At 39.1% G+C, this 16,656-nt stretch carries 14 protein-coding genes; 8 read left to right on the top strand and 6 right to left on the bottom strand.

The features are described 5' to 3' along the window. Window positions 1-348: 348 nt before the first annotated feature. Complete coding sequence (locus DS885_RS07560) at window positions 349-1,896, bottom strand: alanine/glycine:cation symporter family protein (protein WP_113818825.1); 1,548 nt, start codon at window positions 1,894-1,896, stop codon at window positions 349-351. Between the two features lie 620 nt (window positions 1,897-2,516). Between DS885_RS07560 and DS885_RS07555 the strand changes: the two genes are divergently transcribed. Further along, window positions 2,517-2,933, top strand: coding sequence for a hypothetical protein (locus tag DS885_RS07555; protein ID WP_113818824.1), 417 nt, complete (start codon window positions 2,517-2,519; stop codon window positions 2,931-2,933). 96 nt (window positions 2,934-3,029) lie between these two features. On the opposite strand, the gene DS885_RS07550 is transcribed toward DS885_RS07555, so the two are convergent. Continuing rightward, window positions 3,030-3,563, bottom strand: coding sequence for a PEP-CTERM sorting domain-containing protein (locus tag DS885_RS07550; protein ID WP_113818823.1), 534 nt, complete (start codon window positions 3,561-3,563; stop codon window positions 3,030-3,032). Window positions 3,564-4,099: 536 nt separating this feature from the next. On the opposite strand from DS885_RS07550, the gene DS885_RS07545 reads away from it, so the two are divergent. From DS885_RS07545 to DS885_RS07530, 4 genes are read left to right on the top strand one after another with little or no spacing between them, the layout of a single operon-like run. Further along, window positions 4,100-4,912: a formate/nitrite transporter family protein gene (locus DS885_RS07545; protein WP_113818822.1), complete on the top strand. Its 813-nt coding sequence runs from the start codon at window positions 4,100-4,102 to the stop codon at window positions 4,910-4,912. Window positions 4,913-4,956: 44 nt separating this feature from the next. Continuing rightward, entirely contained in the window at window positions 4,957-6,666 is a 1,710-nt protein-coding gene (locus DS885_RS07540; protein WP_113818821.1) for a bifunctional protein-serine/threonine kinase/phosphatase, read from the top strand. A gap of 55 nt (window positions 6,667-6,721) precedes the next feature. Next, window positions 6,722-7,144 (top strand): DUF4174 domain-containing protein, encoded by a 423-nt coding sequence (locus DS885_RS07535; RefSeq protein WP_113818820.1) that lies wholly within the window; start codon window positions 6,722-6,724, stop codon window positions 7,142-7,144. Between the two features lie 35 nt (window positions 7,145-7,179). Further along, window positions 7,180-7,686 (top strand): hypothetical protein, encoded by a 507-nt coding sequence (locus tag DS885_RS07530; protein ID WP_113818819.1) that lies wholly within the window; start codon window positions 7,180-7,182, stop codon window positions 7,684-7,686. A 148-nt stretch (window positions 7,687-7,834) separates the two neighbouring features. Here DS885_RS07530 and DS885_RS07525 read toward each other — a convergent pair whose 3' ends face one another. The 4 genes from DS885_RS07525 to DS885_RS07510 form a co-directional block, all read right to left on the bottom strand. Further along, the gene (locus DS885_RS07525) at window positions 7,835-8,611 is read right to left on the bottom strand and encodes a haloacid dehalogenase type II (RefSeq protein WP_113818818.1); all 777 of its coding nucleotides are present in this window, start codon (window positions 8,609-8,611) and stop codon (window positions 7,835-7,837) included. 346 nt (window positions 8,612-8,957) lie between these two features. Next, complete coding sequence (locus DS885_RS07520) at window positions 8,958-9,527, bottom strand: acyl-CoA thioesterase (protein ID WP_220149666.1); 570 nt, start codon at window positions 9,525-9,527, stop codon at window positions 8,958-8,960. A 127-nt stretch (window positions 9,528-9,654) separates the two neighbouring features. After that, window positions 9,655-10,494, bottom strand: coding sequence for a hypothetical protein (locus tag DS885_RS07515; protein ID WP_113818817.1), 840 nt, complete (start codon window positions 10,492-10,494; stop codon window positions 9,655-9,657). A 104-nt stretch (window positions 10,495-10,598) separates the two neighbouring features. Then, the gene (locus DS885_RS07510; protein ID WP_113818827.1) at window positions 10,599-11,699 is read right to left on the bottom strand and encodes an alcohol dehydrogenase family protein; all 1,101 of its coding nucleotides are present in this window, start codon (window positions 11,697-11,699) and stop codon (window positions 10,599-10,601) included. 810 nt (window positions 11,700-12,509) lie between these two features. Between DS885_RS07510 and DS885_RS07505 the strand changes: the two genes are divergently transcribed. Genes DS885_RS07505 through DS885_RS07495 form a run of 3 tightly spaced genes read left to right on the top strand, consistent with a single transcriptional unit; the run spans window position 12,510 to window position 16,596 of the window. After that, window positions 12,510-13,811: a cytochrome c gene (locus DS885_RS07505; RefSeq protein ID WP_113818816.1), complete on the top strand. Its 1,302-nt coding sequence runs from the start codon at window positions 12,510-12,512 to the stop codon at window positions 13,809-13,811. A gap of 18 nt (window positions 13,812-13,829) precedes the next feature. Further along, entirely contained in the window at window positions 13,830-14,309 is a 480-nt protein-coding gene (locus tag DS885_RS07500; RefSeq protein WP_181817728.1) for a (2Fe-2S)-binding protein, read from the top strand. Beyond that, window positions 14,293-16,596, top strand: a complete 2,304-nt coding sequence (locus tag DS885_RS07495; protein ID WP_113818814.1) for a xanthine dehydrogenase family protein molybdopterin-binding subunit — start codon at window positions 14,293-14,295, stop codon at window positions 16,594-16,596. Before DS885_RS07500 ends, DS885_RS07495 begins: the two co-directional genes overlap by 17 nt. The last annotated feature ends 60 nt before the right edge of the window (window positions 16,597-16,656 follow it).

The raw sequence follows: 16,656 nt of genomic DNA, 5'->3' as shown, positions 1-16,656 counted from the left end.
ACACTGAAGTGGTCGTTGCTAAAGCCAGTAAGCCGGTTAACCCGCTAATACCAATTGTATTAAATAACTGATCTAAATTTTGCGCCGGAAAAATGGCTTAGTTAGAGGCGTAAGTTGATGTAAATGGTTGTTCCTTATACGAAACTTACAACGAAAAAATAAGTTGTTTTAACAAGTAAAATAGATCAGTTACTTACTATGATTGGTATTATGCCTTTATGTAAAGATGGTAGCCGTTATGTCATCAATATGACTATCATATAGCGAATATCATATACAAAAAAACTCACCGAAGTGAGCTTTTTATTTAATGCGACGAATATGTCGCATATTAAATGTTAATTAGGATTATTTTGTATCGTACCTTTTTATTTCACCTGATTTAACACGTGCAATAAATGAATGTAGCTCTTTCTTAACCACTGGCATTAAGAAGTATAGGCCAATAATGTTAAAGATAGACATTGCAAAGATAGCTGCATCAGAGAAGTCGATTACCGCCCCAAACTGAATAGTTGCGCCGACTACAACAAAGACACAGAACATAAGTTTAAACACTAATTCAGTACCTTTACCTTCACCAAACAGGTAAGTCCAAGCTTTTAGACCGTAGTATGACCATGAGATCATAGTAGAGAAAGCAAACATAACTACAGCCAATGCTAGTAGGTATTTAAATACACCTGCTGTTTCAGTAAATGAAGCCGCTGTTAGTGTTACACCTGTTAAGCCACTACCGTCAAATGGTGCAACGTTTAGACCAGCAATAGTGATAACTAATGCTGTCATAGTACAAATTACAACAGTATCTACAAATGGTTCTAGTAATGACACTAAACCTTCTGTGACTGGTTCTTTTGTTTTTACTGCAGAGTGAGCAATAGCCGCCGAACCTACACCCGCTTCATTAGAGAAGGTTGCACGTTTTAAACCTTGGATTAATGCGCCAACAAAACCACCAACAACACCTGCACCAGTAAAGGCACCTTCAAAGATTGCTGCGAATGCTGGACCAACTTGACCGATATTTGCACCAATAACGATTAAAGCCATACCAACGTATAACGCTGCCATCCAAGGAACTACTTTCTCAGTTACAGAAGCGATTGAAGGCATACCACCTACAATTACAGAGAATACTAATGCTGCTAATACTACACCTGTAATAATGCCGTATTCACTTGGTACATCAAATGCGTAAGTTAACATTGCGTGTGCTTGGTTAGCTTGGAACATGTTACCGCCACCCAATGAACCTAAAATACACATTAATGCGAAACCAATTGCTAACGCTTTACCTAAACCACCTAATCCTTTCTCACCTAAACCTTGGCTCAAGTAGTACATTGGACCACCTGAAACTGCACCTGATGGTAAGATAGTTCTGTATTTTACACCTAATGTACATTCACAGAACTTAGAAGCCATACCTAGTAAGCCACATAAAATCATCCAGAATGTTGCACCAGGTCCACCGATAGCAAGTGCAGCACCTACACCAGCAATGTTACCCAGGCCAACAGTACCTGATAATGCCGTTGTTAATGCTTGGAAGTGAGATACTTCACCTTCTTCTTTTGAATTAGGATCCGTATATTTACCTTTAACAATATCGATAGCCAAACCAGCTTTTCTAAACTGTATAAAACCAAAATAAAGAGTAAAAATGATAGCTGCAATTAATAACCAGCCTACGATAAGAGGAAAGTTTGCGTCGCCAACTGGAACGCTTTTAAAAATTAAGCCGACAAACCAGCCGGTATAATCATTGAAGAATCCATCAACAGATTCACTCAGGCTTGCGATTGCTTGGCTAAATGAGTTGGTCTCTTCAGCAAAAGCGGTGGTGCTAAATGCTAATAAAAAGACAGATAAGACATCTCTAATTTTTTTCATATTTACTTCCTTGTAGTTTTATTGTTTTAGAACAAATCCTTGTGCTACTTAATAGTGTATGTGCTTTTGTTTAGTTTCATTAACTAAAATTCAATCTTTTTAATTGATTAAAAAGAGTTTTATGCTGTTTTATTTCCTTAAGCAGTATAAAAAACTGAATTATTAAATATGTTAAGTGAAACCAACCTAATTGAACTTACTATAAAGTAGATCATATCATTTGCCTATCAAGCGATTCCTTTTTATCATACGAGTTTTTATTGAACATTATGTGATCAATATCACATCGATGTATTCGAGGTTGTTGATTTTTAGAATGACTGGCGGTTATTTATTCAAAATATTTTTCATTACTGAATTTTTGTTTACTAATTAACCATTAGTAAACCTATTATATAATTGATATGCAATAAGCATTATTAAGTGAATTTTTTGCTTTATTGTTTGTTAACTGGTTTAAGGGAGACTTAGTAAATTATTACTTGGGCTCTTACGGTTAGCAAAATGAACTTCAATTTCACTTTTATGTCTTAATGGGTATACGAGGTTAATCTGGCATTGATTAACTTATTACATATTCAAAAAAGTCATCAAACAAAGCACAATTTCAAAGGAATATTATGAATATAAAAATACAAAAGCGCATTGCATTACCATTAATAGTGGGGTTAAGTATTCAATTGTCAGGTTGTGGCACAATCCTTAAACCAGAGAGAAAAGGGCAAAGCGCTGGGCAACTGGATGCCAGTATCGTTGCTCTAAATGCCATTGGCTTATTGTTTTTTTTAGTGCCTGGTGTGATTGCCTTCGCAGTGGATTTTAGTAATGGCACTATTTACTTGCCGGGAGGCTCTGCTTCAAATGGAAAAGAAAACAATAATATTGTGAAAATTGAAGGTGAAATGACTAATGAAAAAATTCAACAAGCTATTTTCGAGCACACAGGTAATAGGGTTGATCTTGACGACGACAATGTACAAACCATAGCGAATACTGCTACAGATGTGAATAAGGATAAAGTGGCGCGCTTGTTATAATAAACCTATTTTGCCATCAATTTGTCGAACATTAAATATAGTCCCCAACTATCGTCAATAGTGACCTAGTTAGGGACTAAGTTTTACTGAATAAAACTACTTTTTCTTTCTTAATTTTGCAAAACCTAATAAACCCAGTCCTAATAACATAAGTGGAGCCGGCTCTGGGATTGATGTTGATTCAGTGAAAGATATTGTTCCAGATAGTTCATTGATCGTACCGCAACAATTCACACTTGAACTGGCATCAAAAGAGAAATCAAGAAAACCATCACTTATTAATGACGAGAAAACGCTCTCTGAGATTGTCGCTGTTCCTGTGATGGTCGAGATAGACTGATTACCGACATCATTGGTAAAATTAAATAAATCATTGCTTGTATTACTATCTAAAATACGTCCTAAACTAAATCCATTCAATACTAGATCCGCATATTCATAGTTAGAGTTGAAATCGCCATTAACATTTAATGTAAAAATCGCATCGCCTACAATGGAAGTGGGAGTGACAACATTATCGTAGTTAATAAGCGCGCCGCTATTACTTGCACTTGTGCTCTCAAAGTTAATTAATGCTGCATTAGCATTCATTGCAAATAAGAGGGTGGTTAGACCCAGTCGTTTTTTCATTTTAAAAATCCTTTTAAATCAATTATTAATGCCTATGCCATTGTTTATCTGTCACAACAGCGACTAGGAATTAGCAAGTAACATACCAATTTATAAGTTGTTGTTATATTCGAGTTATTTTTCTTTATGATACTTTTTGTAAACTTTTCCGACAGGTTGTTTTATGTGAGTTAGAGATTGTTAGCTAACATAAAAACTACCTAGCAATAGGCATACAGGCTGAAAACGTACTTTTTATAGGCAGGTAACCTAATAGGTTGATTTAATGAATAAACTGAATGCTAGGTAAATTTTACCGACATGTCAGTATTAAGTCGCTAGTAAGTTATTTGTGTTATTAGAAATTAACGTTTGAATTTTAGCGCTCTATTTTGGTGCAATTATAAATTATTATACTTTTAAATGTATAAAATTAGTGAATTAAAAATATAGCGTTAAAAAAATGAGCTATAAATCAATGGTTTAGTTTGTGGCATTGTTTGTGCTTTGTATTAACGTAAGTGGTTGTTTTTTAATTAATCTAAGGAAAGGTAGTTATGTCATATTTAGAACCCAGTGAATTTGTTACTAAAATGGTCGATGCAGGTGAATCTAAAGTTTATATGTCCACGAAAGATACCTTGATCAGGGCTTTTATGGCGGGGGCTATTCTCGCTTTAGCGGCTGTTTTTGCGATAACCGTGGCCACTAAAACCGGCAGTGCAATTCTTGGCGCCTGTTTATTCCCTGTCGGCTTTATCATGCTCTATTTAATGAAATTTGATCTGCTTACCGGTGTGTTTACTTTGGTTCCTTTATCGTTATTAGACAAACGACCAGGAGTGACCTTCTCTGGTGTTATGCGTAATTGGGGACTGGTATTTATTGGTAACTTTTTTGGTGCGATCACCGTGGCATTTATGATGTCATTTATCCTAACCTTAGGTTATGGGACAGATGGTGGTGCGATTGCTGCAAAAGTCGCTACCATTGGTGAGTCGAGAACCTTAGGTTATCAAGCCCATGGCGTTGGTGGTTGGTTTACTATCTTTATCCGTGGCATGTTATGTAACTGGATGGTGTCAATGGGCGTCGTGGGCGCTATGATCTCAACTTCTGCAGGGAGTAAAATGGCGGCAATGTGGATGCCAATTATGCTGTTCTTTTATATGGGATTTGAGCACTCAATTGTAAATATGTTCCTATTTCCTTTTTCAATGATCATGGGGGGTGACTTCACTGTTACTGATTATCTGTTATGGAATGAGTTACCAACCGTATTGGGTAATTTAGTGGGTGGCTTATGTTTAGTTGGCTTACCACTTTATTACACACACGTGAAAACATCAGCACAACGTGTAATGCGTTAATTGCATCAAGTGTTTAACTTAGGCTGTTGGGTACAGGAGGTATTGTGGGATTACCATTGAGTGTGAGTATTGGTAGTGCAAGTGATAAAGGCATTAAAGCAATTAACCAAGATCACATTGGACACTTAATACCTAACGAGCCTTTGTTAAGCACAAAAGGAGTGGTGCTGGCTATCGCCGATGGCATCAGCTCCAGTCAAGTGAGTCAAATCGCTAGTAAAACAGCAGTTTCAAGTTTTTTAGCTGATTATTATTGTACAGCTGATACTTGGTCAGTTAAAAGTTCGGGGCAAACTGTCCTTAAATCAATTAACTCGTGGTTACATGCACAAACCTTAGATAGCCCTAACCGTTTTGATAAGAATAAAGGCTATGTCTGTACCTTTAGTGCATTAATCTTAAAATCTAATACGGCACATATATTCCATTCTGGCGATAGTCGCATCTATCGGTTATCGGGTGAACAATTAGAACAATTTACTGAAGATCATCGTCTACGTGTATCCGATGAGGTTAGTTATTTAACACGTGCATTAGGAATTGATAAAACCTTACCCATCGATTATACAAGTTTGCAAATACAAAAAGACGATCTGTTTATACTCGCTACCGATGGTGTATTCGAGTTTATTGATGGTTATAAAATATCAAAGATTATTCAACAAAAGTCGAACTTAGCTGAGGCAGCGAACGAGGTTATTGTGCAAGCAATGGCTGCCGGCAGTAATGATAATTTAAGCGTTCAAATTGTACGAGTAAATAGTATACCCGATTATCAATTAGATGAAGTACATCAGTTAACACAACTGCCGATGCCACCCAATTTAGCACCAAGAATGGAATTTGATGGTTATCAAATATTACGGGAGTTATATATAAGCAGCCGTAGTCATGTATTTTTAGCTAAAGATCTGACGACACAAAAACAGGCTGTGATTAAAACACCCTCAGTGGAAATGCGCACTGATGAACAATATCTTGAACATTTTATGTTAGAGCAATGGGTTGCAAAGCGCATTAATAACCCATATGTGGCTAAAGCCATTAACGCTAATCGCAAGCAAAATTTTGTATACCTTGTTAGTGAATATATTGAAGGGAAATCACTGCAACAGTGGATCATCGATAACCCAACCCCTAGCTTGGAAGTTGTGCGTAATATTATTGAGCAGGTAGTGAAAGGAGTGCAAGCCTTTCATCGTCAGGAGATGATTCATCAAGATTTACGCCCACAAAATATTATGATCGATAGTGATAATACGGTAAAAATTATTGATTTTGGCTCTACCTATATTGCTGGTGTTAGTTATGTTGAACAGGAGCAAATGTTACGCGGTACTTTGCGTTATTCTGCGCCAGAATATTTTTTAGGTGAGTGGGGGACTGCGGCGTCGGATATCTATTCCATTGCAGTTATCACCTACCAGATGTTATCGGGAAAATTTCCTTACAAGGCAGAAATAACACAGGCTAGGAGCCTATCCGCGCAACGCAAGTTAAGGTATCGACCTATTATTACTGCTGATACAGAATTACCTTTGTGGATTGATGATACTTTGCAACGGGCTTTACAAGTTGAGCCTAAGCATCGTTATTCAGTGTTATCTGAATTTATCTATGATTTAAGGCATCCAAGCAAGCAGTTTTTAGCAAAAGGGCGAGCACCTTTAATAGAGCGTAAACCCGTGGTGTTTTGGCAAGGTATGAGTACGCTGTTGCTGTTCATTATTATTGGATTATTGTTAACGAGGTAAAGAGACGTTATGAGGTCAGTCGTAAATATAAACCTAATTAAAAGTGAGTATCATTATGCAATATATATTACTGCTGCTAGTTATGTTGACAACCACTAGTTGCGAAGCACAAGCGGAAAATTTAAATAATATCAGTGAATTAATGTGGAAAAATCGCGTTATTTTATTGTTATCAAGCGACGATGATAAACGTAATCAACAGTTATTCGCCAAGTATAAAGAGGCTGTTATCGATCGGGATCTTGTATGGTTTATTGTTCAAGATACACAGGTGATCAGCAATTATCAGGGCGGGATATCTATGCAATTTGTTGAGCGCACAAAAGACACGTTTCCTCTGAATAAATATCGGGTTTTATTGATTGGTAAAGATGGCGGCATTAAATTGCGCGCACAACAATTGGATATAACGGAGCTAATCTCGACCATAGATTCAATGCCAATGCGACAACAAGAGATGCTGCAACAAAATGACTAATATAAATAAACTCTCCACATGTAATAGGATACTTTATGCAACCTAAAGGATGCCCTAATATTATTGATATTGAAGCCTCTGGTTTTGGAGGTGAAAGTTACCCCATTGAAGTGGGGTTGGTATTAAGTGATGGAACAAAATTTTGTACGTTAATCTCACCTTCAAAAGATTGGGATTATTGGAATGAAGAAGCTGAGCAGGTGCATAATATTTCTCGTGAAACATTAAAACGTTATGGTAAACCTGTTGTTGAAGTGGCACATCAACTCAATGAAATATTGGCCGGAATGACCTTATATTCTGATGGTTGGGTAGTGGATAAACCTTGGTTGATTCGTTTGTTTCATGCGTCTGGTGTAGAAATGAAATTTGATGTTAGCCCATTAGAGATGATTTTGTCGGAACATCAGATGAAAATATGGCATGAAACCAAGGACAAAATTATCGTTCAAACTAAAATACAGCGACATCGTGCCACCAATGATGCTTGGGTGATACAGGAAACCTACCGTCAAACGAATGCGCTAGTAAAACAGACTTAACGGCTATAGGTACTACACTAATAATAAGGACTACATCACTATAATCAGTGATGTAGTCCTTAAGTAGGATTAACCGATATTGCTATCGATTACAAATTCTTTTACTACATCATCAATGTTTTTGATGCAATAACTCAAACCAGTCAATCTATTTAGCGTCTGCTTCTAACTGTGCTGCAATTTCAATTAAATCTTTTCCAGTTAAGCTAGGCGTGTTTGCTAATGGGTAAAGCGCTTTACCAGGGCGAAGAATATAAGCCGTTTTCCAACCTACTTTATCGGCACCGGCAATATCCCAAGCATGTGCTGCAATTAACATCGCATCTTCAGGTGCAACATCCATCTCTTTTTCTGCCCACTGGTACACTTTTAAATCAGGCTTAAAGGTTTGTAAGTTTTGTACTGTTAATGAACCATCGAAGTATTGCGCTAATCCTGAGTTTTTCAATTGTGCTGCAATACCCGCATCTGAAGAGTTAGTTAATGTGATCATCTTATAACCCAGTGCTCGAATTCTTGTTAAGCCTTCTACTACATCTGCGTGAGGTGCAAGATCTCTAAAGGGCGTTAATACAGCTGTTTTTGCTTGCTCTGGAGTTAACTCAATGTTTTGTTGATTGGCTATCATCTCTAATGAGGCTATACCTATCTCTGCGAAGCTGTGGTACTCGCCTGTTTCATTACTCACCAATGAATAATGGAGCATGGTCGTGAACCAAAATGGGACTAATTCATCTCGCCCACCTAGCGCTGCGGATACTGACTTCCCAACGTTACCCAAGTCTAGCAGTGTTTCATTAACGTCAAAGAAAATTACTTTAGGTGTTATTTTATCTTGTTGTTTTGTGGTTGTTGCATTAACTACATTGGAAAGGAAGCCCGTTGAAATTACCAAACCGATCATGAAAGATTTCAGGTTTATCATTATAAAATTGCCTTTAAAGTTAGTTTTAAAAATAGCGAATAGTGATACTAAATAATCGAATTATTCAGTTAACGTTCAACGCTTTAAGATTAATCTCATCTACATGTTAAAAATGCAGTGTGATTGTTTAACAAGACCTGATTGCTATTTTTAAATTTCAGCATCCGCTATTCATGGTAAAAATTTAAGATTAATTACTAACATTTAATCGATATTGATAATCAGTTTATATTTTTTGGGAATAATACTAATTTACTGGGGAAAAATAAAAATGTAAGAAGGAATATTTGGCGCGTACTATACGCCAAATGCTCTAGTGGAAGGGGTGTATACTCTACAAATTAGATTATGATTTTTGAAGGCTTAATTCACGTTGCGCACGTGATTCTTTAATCGCTTCTGAACGTTTCTTTTTACGTACCAAGGCTGCCGCAAAACGTGCTTTTTCTCTGTCTGTTTCACAAATTATTTTAGGTATTTGACGTGGTTTACTATCTGGACCAAGTGAAACAAAGGTTAAATACGCAGAGGCGGTATGACGAACTTCTCCGGTTAATACCGCTTCAGCTTCAACTCGAGCGCCTATTTCCATTGAGGTTGAGCCAACATAGTTAACACTGGCTTTGATGCGAAGAATATCACCGACATAAACAGGCGAGTGGAAATCCAGACGGTCTAAAGAGGCAGTCACCGCATTACCGCCTGTGTGTCGCATGCCTACCATACAAGCTGTGTTATCCACTAGTTTCATGATTGAACCACCGTGTACATTACCGGCGATATTTGCATCGGCATCCATCATTTGTTGCACCACAGTGATGCTACTGAATGCGATTGATTTTGGCTCCATGTTATCTTCGATGTAAGCGTCAGTGGGTCTTACTTGCTTTCTATCAATGGGTTTGACTGATTTCATCATATTCTCCAAGTGAGAGTGCACTATTCATTGAATCGATCCTATAACGAATAGTGTTGATTGAGCGATAAAACATCCCTATCAGTATCAAATTACTTATAAATAAGATTTAGATTTATATAATAGCTTACAGATCTACAATATATTCTGCCATTGGAATCAGGTAAATAGCCCAAATAATTAAAACAACATGTAATACATCGTTTTCAGAGAACCAAATGCGTTTTGCTTCCCAGAGCTTGTTTGTCCATCCTAGATAATCGTATATCCAGAATAAGATCATGGTTAACCAGATTAAAGCCCAAGATCCAAGTAAGGCTAGATCAACCGCTGTGCCTAAGGTGAAATAGCGCCAGCCATTAAGGCCCATGAAAAAGAACATAATAGGAGCACAAAACCATACCATACGCTCAAAGGTGATCCAGGATTTAATTGGTTTAAATCCACCAATAAAAGTGAGTATGATGTAGATAATGCTACAGGCGACAGCATAAATAATAGAAGCGGTGAGTAGCTCTCCCTGAGTGCAAGAGTAACAAACGGCCACTAACATCACGTTCATACTGACTTGCTGAAACATCATGTAAATCACTTCCCACCAACTTGTCCAACGACAAACCGAGCGATTTTGGCATTTCAATTGGTAACCAAAGGCTTGATAACTGGTGCCCGCAATCAATGCACCAACACCCCAAAGAATCAAAGACCAGCCCCATAAGATACGTGACATATGACCATCTTCAATAGCGAGGTAATAGATGCCTACTGCAGTTGTTAACACACCTAGAAGATAAACGAGAAAAGAGGAGCTAGGTTGGGTGATAACAACCTGTTTGCCAAACATATTGATTGTGGAGCAGGGTTGTATCTCAAACCAAGTTTGTTGATTGAGATTGGGGTTCTCATTTTTGATGGTGTCTAGACGTTTAAAAGCTTTGCAGATAGTCGCTTTAAAAGTTGAAAACATGTGTACCTCAGGTTGCTACTTAGCGTAGTGATGTGTGTTCTCCGATAACCTGCTTTATTATGATTGATAAAGCAGGGCTGATGGGCAGTAAAAATATTGTTTAATTAAAAATGACTTTTTTGCTGCTCTGTCATTGCTGGTGGTAACAATACAAATTTACCCACATGATGTTTTTCGGTGAACTCACGTTGTGCTTGTTCAATCTCAGATAACGGGAAGCTTTTAGCTAATAATGGCTTAATTTCACCACGTTCAATGTAACCAATAAGATTTGGGAATACAGGTTCATCCCATGCTGTACAGCCTATTAAGGTCAGATCTTTAAGGTACATAGTACGCATATCTAAGTTGACCATCGGACCCGCAATAGCACCTGAAGAAGCATAACGTCCACCACGTTTTAAGACCTCAGTCATTTCTGGGAATGCATCACCAGCTACGTTATCGATAACCACGTCTACTGATTTTTCACCTAAAATGCTTAAAACACTGTCATTACGCTCAATAACAGTGTCGGCGCCTAATGCATTAACTTGCTCAATTTTACTTTTACCAGCAATCGCCGTCACTTTTGCTCCACGGCGCTTACATAGTTGTACTACGGCAGAACCCACACCACCAGATGCTCCCGCCACTAACACATGCGAGTTTTGATCAACACCTGCGCGATGAATCATGTTTTCTGCAGTGCCGTAAGCACAAGGGATAGTCCCCAATTCAGCATCACTCCAATCACAGTCAACAGGGAATACTTCAGAAGCGGCGATGTTAACAAATTGAGCAAATGCACCATCAAAGTCAGAAGCCATCCAGATGTTTTCTAATGAATCCCAACCGTTTGAACGAATACAAGAGCGGATTAAAATACGCTGACCAATTAATGCTGAGTCAATACCTTCACCGACGGCAATCACACGACCACAACAGTCTGTACCTTGAATAAATGGGAAAGGGGTTGCGTCATTCCAGCCGCCATCAGCTGTTTCTGCTGCGTCGCTCATCTCATCTTCATTGCTGGTTAAGTTTTCAGTGCCTTGTGTTACTTTTGAAGAGTACCAACCTAAACGAGTATTGATCTCTGTGTTATTAACACCTGCGGCGAGGACTTGTACCAGCACTTCTCCAGCGCTAGGTGTTGGTACAGGGACATCTCTATAATCTAATTTGTCATAGCCACCATTACCCGTTGTTACTACTGCTTTCATGGTTAATGTCGTATCGGTTAAATCAAATCTATTGCTGTTAGCCACTGTTATATATTCCTTATATTAATACCGAGTTGTGAAAAGCTAATTATAATAAATAGCAGGTTAAATCATCACATTGGTAGACATCGGTAGTATCAATTTCACCTAATAAAAAACCGAACGGGTTGGAGTCGTTCGGTTTGTCAGAAGATATTAGTCTGCTCGACTTGGTTATCTACTATAAATAGGTGTTCTCTAATATAAGCTTACACATATTATCAGTAAGATAACAGGGAGTGACTTATTTAACCTTAGTTCAGGGTAATTGCCCTCAGCTGATATCTGATACTAGACAGTTAACTCAATGACTAGGCAATACTACTAGTGATAGGGAGCTCAGGAAAATATGTGGCACATTAACGAGTTATTGAAAGTAATGTAACTCAGGCCTTTGTAAATACCGGTTTGATTTACTTTTTTGCGCAGTATTAAGGTTATATTCGTTACGATGGGCAAGTGTACAACTTATTCTGTCTAATAAGCAGGCGGCTAGCGTTTATATGATTCTCAGAGGTTGCTTTCACATTTTATTAACACTACCATTATACTATGTTTGTAATTTATTGTTTTTATGTGCCCATGTTTGTTTAAGTGTTCTATTTGATCACTTCTTTTTAACAACAAATATTTAAAACACTAATGGCTAATGGCCGGTATTTCTGGACAAAATACTGATGACATTACTGCTGTCTTACAAAGCCAAACAGGGAGAGTGCGCTTGAAAATTAACTCCTTATCACTATTAAATTCAAAAAAAGGCTGTGCATTATGTTGAAACGCATCGTAATAGGCATTGGCGGAGCATCGTTGTTGGGTTTAGGTTTATTTAGTTTATATGCTTGGAACTCATCGATTGATCCCGTTACCCCGCCGTTGACCAAGGATTACTCCCCAGAAGTTATTGCTCAAGGTAAGATCTTAGCATCTGCTGGATATTGTAGTACCTGTCATACACCACCAGGTGGTGAAGAATATGCAGGTAACTATGAGATGCATACTGAGTTTGGCACCATTTATTCTAGTAATATCACGCCGGATGTTAAAACGGGTATTGGTAGTTGGTCTGAAGAGGCATTTATGCGCGCTATGCGCACTGGTGTGAGTCGTGATGGTCATCATCTATTACCTGCTTTCCCCTATGAACACTTCAACAAAATGAGCGATCAAGATATTAATGCGATTTACGCTTATATCATGACCTCAATCTCGGCTGTTGAGCAAGAAAAGAAAGACAACGGCATTCCATTCCCTCTCAATATCCGAGCACTACAAGCAGGTTGGAAACTATTATTTGCTGATACTGAACCATTTGTTGAGAATACTGATAAGTCAGAGCAATGGAACCGTGGTGCTTACCTTGCAGAAGGTGTAGCGCATTGTGGTGCCTGTCATACTCCTCGTAACGCATTAGGTGGTGAACAGTACGAAAAAATGTATCAAGGTGCAGCGATTGATGGTTGGATTGCTCCGTCATTAACTGATACCAGTACGTCGCCGATCCCTTGGCGAGCTCAAGACTTTTATGAATACTTAACAACGGGTAATTCGCCTTATCATGGCAGTGCAGCAGGGCCAATGGCACCAGTGATGCACAAAGGTTTATCTGCTTTACCTAATAGTGATATTGAAGCGATTAGTGTTTACTTTGCTGCAGAAAATGGAACAGATCAAAGTATCGACCCAAGCACCAGTGAGTCTTTAAAGTCTGCGATTGCAGCACAGCATGAACAAGCCGATTTACGTATTGATCAAGGCGCTCGACTGTATGCTACTACTTGTCAAGCTTGCCATTACAGCAGTGAAACGATCGTAAAAGGGCGTCCTTTAATTACTTTAGGCTCGTCTACTCATCTCGATAAACCCACTAACCTAGTAAATATTATGTTGGACGGTGTACGCAGTGACCAAGGTATCCATGGTGTAGTTATGCCTGGCTTCAGAGATGCATTAAGTGATCAAGATATTGCATCGATAGCTGCTTATTTACGTCAAGCAGCAGGGGAAGAGAGTTGGCCTAAATTGCTTGAGCAAGTAGGTGAGATTCGTAACCAACCTCGATTTGAGCATTAATTCACTGGAGACGTCATCATGGCAAAATTTATATTAAACGGCGAAGCAAAAAGCGCCGATGTTGAAAGCGATACTCCTCTATTGTGGGTTATACGTGACGAATTAGAGATGACCGGCACCAAGTTCGGTTGTGGTATTGGTACTTGTGGTGCCTGTACGGTACATGTCGGCGGACGTGCAACACGCTCTTGTATCACGCCGGTTTCCTCGGTTGAAGGTGCTGAAATCACTACCATAGAAGGACTCGCTGAAAAAGACGATCATCCGTTACAGATCTCTTGGAAGAAAATTCAAGTGCCGCAGTGTGGTTATTGTCAATCTGGGCAGATTATGCAGGCAGCCGCTTTATTAAAGGATATTCCAAATCCATCGGATAAAGATATTGATGCGGTGATGGGCGGTAATTTATGTCGCTGTATGACCTATATTCGTATCCGTGATGCGATTCATGAAGCAGCTAATACTATTAAGGAGGGTAATGATGAGCAGAATATCTAGAGGTAAATCTGGTGGCATTACTCGTCGTGGTTTTTTAATTGCGATGACCTCCGTGGGCATGAGTTTTGGCTTCCCACGACACCTATTAGCGGCAATGAACCCTGCGTCTCCTGACGGCAAAGTTTTACCAAGTGAAGGGGATGTTTATGAACCTTCGTTATGGTACTCCATCGACACGGCTGGCAAAATTAAAGTCAACATTATTCGCTCTGAAATGGGCCAACATGTTGGTACTGCCATTGCGCGTATTTTAGCAGATGAGCTGGAAGCGTCATGGGATGATATTGAAATTATTCATGTAGATAGTGACCCGCGCTGGGGCTTTATGGCAACGGGTGGTAGCTGGTCTGTCTCGCAAAGTTGGCCTGTGTATCGTAAAGCGGGCGCGGCAGGGCGTATTGCCTTAATTGAGTCTGCTGCTAAAAAGTGGGGAATTCCTGCTGCACAATGTCAAGCAATAGACGGTAAAGTTGTGTCTAATAAAGGTGAAATAAGTTACGGTAAATTAGTAGAACTAGGTTTAACGCGTCAATTTACAGAAGATGAATTAAAAACCTTACCGCTTAAACCTAATCAAGATCTTAAGCTGGTGGGTAAGCAAGTTACCTCATTAGATATTGCTAACAAAACCAATGGTAAATCTATTTATGGTATCGATGCAAAAGTAGATGGCATGGTTTATGCCAACCCAATTTTGCCACCCACTCGTTATGGCTCGAAAGTAGCCAGCGTCGATGATACGGCAGCACAACAAGTTAAAGGTTACCAAAAAACCATTATTTTGGATGATCCTAGTGACAGTGTGGAAGGTTGGTTAATGGTTATTGCTAGCAGCTTTATGGCTGCGCAAAAGGCGTCAAAACTGGTTAAAGTTACTTGGGACGCTGGTGCAACAACTAAGGTGTCAGAAGCGGATATTATTAATCATGGTAAAACCCTGATTAGTGATCAAAGTAAAGGTAGTATTTTAGATACTGGCAATGTCGATACAGATAGTGCTTTTGCTAAAGCAAGTAGCAATATATCTGAACAATATATTACTGATACCGTATTACATGCGCAAATGGAACCACTGAACGCTTTAGTCTTTAACAATCCTGATGGTGTGTGGGAAGTACATTCTGGTTGTCAGTGGCAATCACTGACTTTACCTGTGTTAGCTAAAGCATTAGGCGAAGATCAAGAAAACATCGTACTGCGTAGTTACATGTTAGGTGGTGGTTTTGGTCGTCGTTTAAATGGTGATTATACCGTGCCTGCTGCCTTAGCATCAAAAGCCATGGGTGGTGTACCTGTTAAAATGATATTGACTCGTGCGCAAGATACACAGTTTGATAGTGCACGTTCAGCATCAGTACAGCAGTTAAAAATGGCCTTCGATAACAATAAATCTGTTATTGGTATGGAACATCATGCCGCTGCAGGTTGGCCAACTCAAGCCTTGGCACCTGGTTTTATGCCTAAAGGTGTTAATGATGAACCTTATGACCCGTTCTCGATTGCTGGTGCAGACCATTGGTATCAAGTAGGTGCACAAAAGGTTCGAGCAATCTCTAATGATCTAGCAATGGCTGCCTTTAGACCGGGGTGGTTACGCTCTGTAGGTCCAGGTTGGACAGGTTGGGCAGTTGAAAGTTTTATGGATGAAGCAGCGCATCATGCCGGTAAAGATCCATTACAATTTAGATTAGATATGTTGATTGCAGAAGGTCGTAATGCCGGCTCAACTCCAGTTGCTGAAGGTGGTGCTGCAAGACAAGCTGCTGTGCTCAAAAAAGCCGGAGAGCTGATCGGATGGGGCAGTGAACAACCGGAAAATAGCGGTTTAGGTATTGCTTCTACCTTTGGTCAAGAGCGTGATATGCCAACTTGGGTAGCCTGTGGTGTTCAGGTTAAAGTGGACAAAGCTAATGGCTTAGTAGACGTAGAAAAGTTAGTGATTGCCATTGATGCAGGTATTATTGTTGATCCTAATGGCGCTGAAGCACAATGCCAAGGTGCGGCTTTATGGGGGCTTTCAATGGCTTTGTATGAAGGGACTGAATTACTTAATGGTCAGTATAAAGATGCTAACTTTGATACCTATACGCCATTACGTTTAGCACAAGCGCCAGAGGTTAAAATTGAGTTTATAGTTAATCAATATCCACCTTCTGGTTTAGGCGAACCTGCTGTAACACCGGTTGCACCTGCGATTGCTAATGCCATTTATAATGCGGTGGGTGTGAGATTACGTAAACTACCGATGAAACCAAAGCATTTAAGAGCAGCGCTTAATCAAGCTTAAAAACTAAAGATAACGAGTTGTTAAAGTATTGCTATTAAGTACTTAACAACACGTACTTTG

Source organism: Psychromonas sp. B3M02, from assembly GCF_003318165.1.
GTDB lineage: Bacteria > Pseudomonadota > Gammaproteobacteria > Enterobacterales > Psychromonadaceae > Psychromonas.
This window is presented reverse-complemented; position numbering and strand designations above follow the sequence as displayed.

What these genes read in the sequence shown, in the direction of transcription:
- DS885_RS07560 (WP_113818825.1), bottom strand. Translation starts at nt 1,896, where the DNA reads ATGAAAAAAATTAGAGATGTCTTATCTGTCTTTTTATTAGCATTTAGC.
- DS885_RS07555 (WP_113818824.1), top strand. Translation starts at nt 2,517, where the DNA reads ATGAATATAAAAATACAAAAGCGCATTGCATTACCATTAATAGTGGGG.
- DS885_RS07550 (WP_113818823.1), bottom strand. Translation starts at nt 3,563, where the DNA reads ATGAAAAAACGACTGGGTCTAACCACCCTCTTATTTGCAATGAATGCT.
- DS885_RS07545 (WP_113818822.1), top strand. Translation starts at nt 4,100, where the DNA reads ATGTCATATTTAGAACCCAGTGAATTTGTTACTAAAATGGTCGATGCA.
- DS885_RS07535 (WP_113818820.1), top strand. Translation starts at nt 6,722, where the DNA reads ATGCAATATATATTACTGCTGCTAGTTATGTTGACAACCACTAGTTGC.
- DS885_RS07530 (WP_113818819.1), top strand. Translation starts at nt 7,180, where the DNA reads ATGCAACCTAAAGGATGCCCTAATATTATTGATATTGAAGCCTCTGGT.
- DS885_RS07525 (WP_113818818.1), bottom strand. Translation starts at nt 8,611, where the DNA reads ATGATAAACCTGAAATCTTTCATGATCGGTTTGGTAATTTCAACGGGC.
- DS885_RS07520 (WP_220149666.1), bottom strand. Translation starts at nt 9,527, where the DNA reads ATGAAATCAGTCAAACCCATTGATAGAAAGCAAGTAAGACCCACTGAC.
- DS885_RS07515 (WP_113818817.1), bottom strand. Translation starts at nt 10,494, where the DNA reads ATGTTTTCAACTTTTAAAGCGACTATCTGCAAAGCTTTTAAACGTCTA.
- DS885_RS07510 (WP_113818827.1), bottom strand. Translation starts at nt 11,699, where the DNA reads ATGAAAGCAGTAGTAACAACGGGTAATGGTGGCTATGACAAATTAGAT.
- DS885_RS07505 (WP_113818816.1), top strand. Translation starts at nt 12,510, where the DNA reads ATGTTGAAACGCATCGTAATAGGCATTGGCGGAGCATCGTTGTTGGGT.
- DS885_RS07500 (WP_181817728.1), top strand. Translation starts at nt 13,830, where the DNA reads ATGGCAAAATTTATATTAAACGGCGAAGCAAAAAGCGCCGATGTTGAA.
- DS885_RS07495 (WP_113818814.1), top strand. Translation starts at nt 14,293, where the DNA reads ATGAGCAGAATATCTAGAGGTAAATCTGGTGGCATTACTCGTCGTGGT.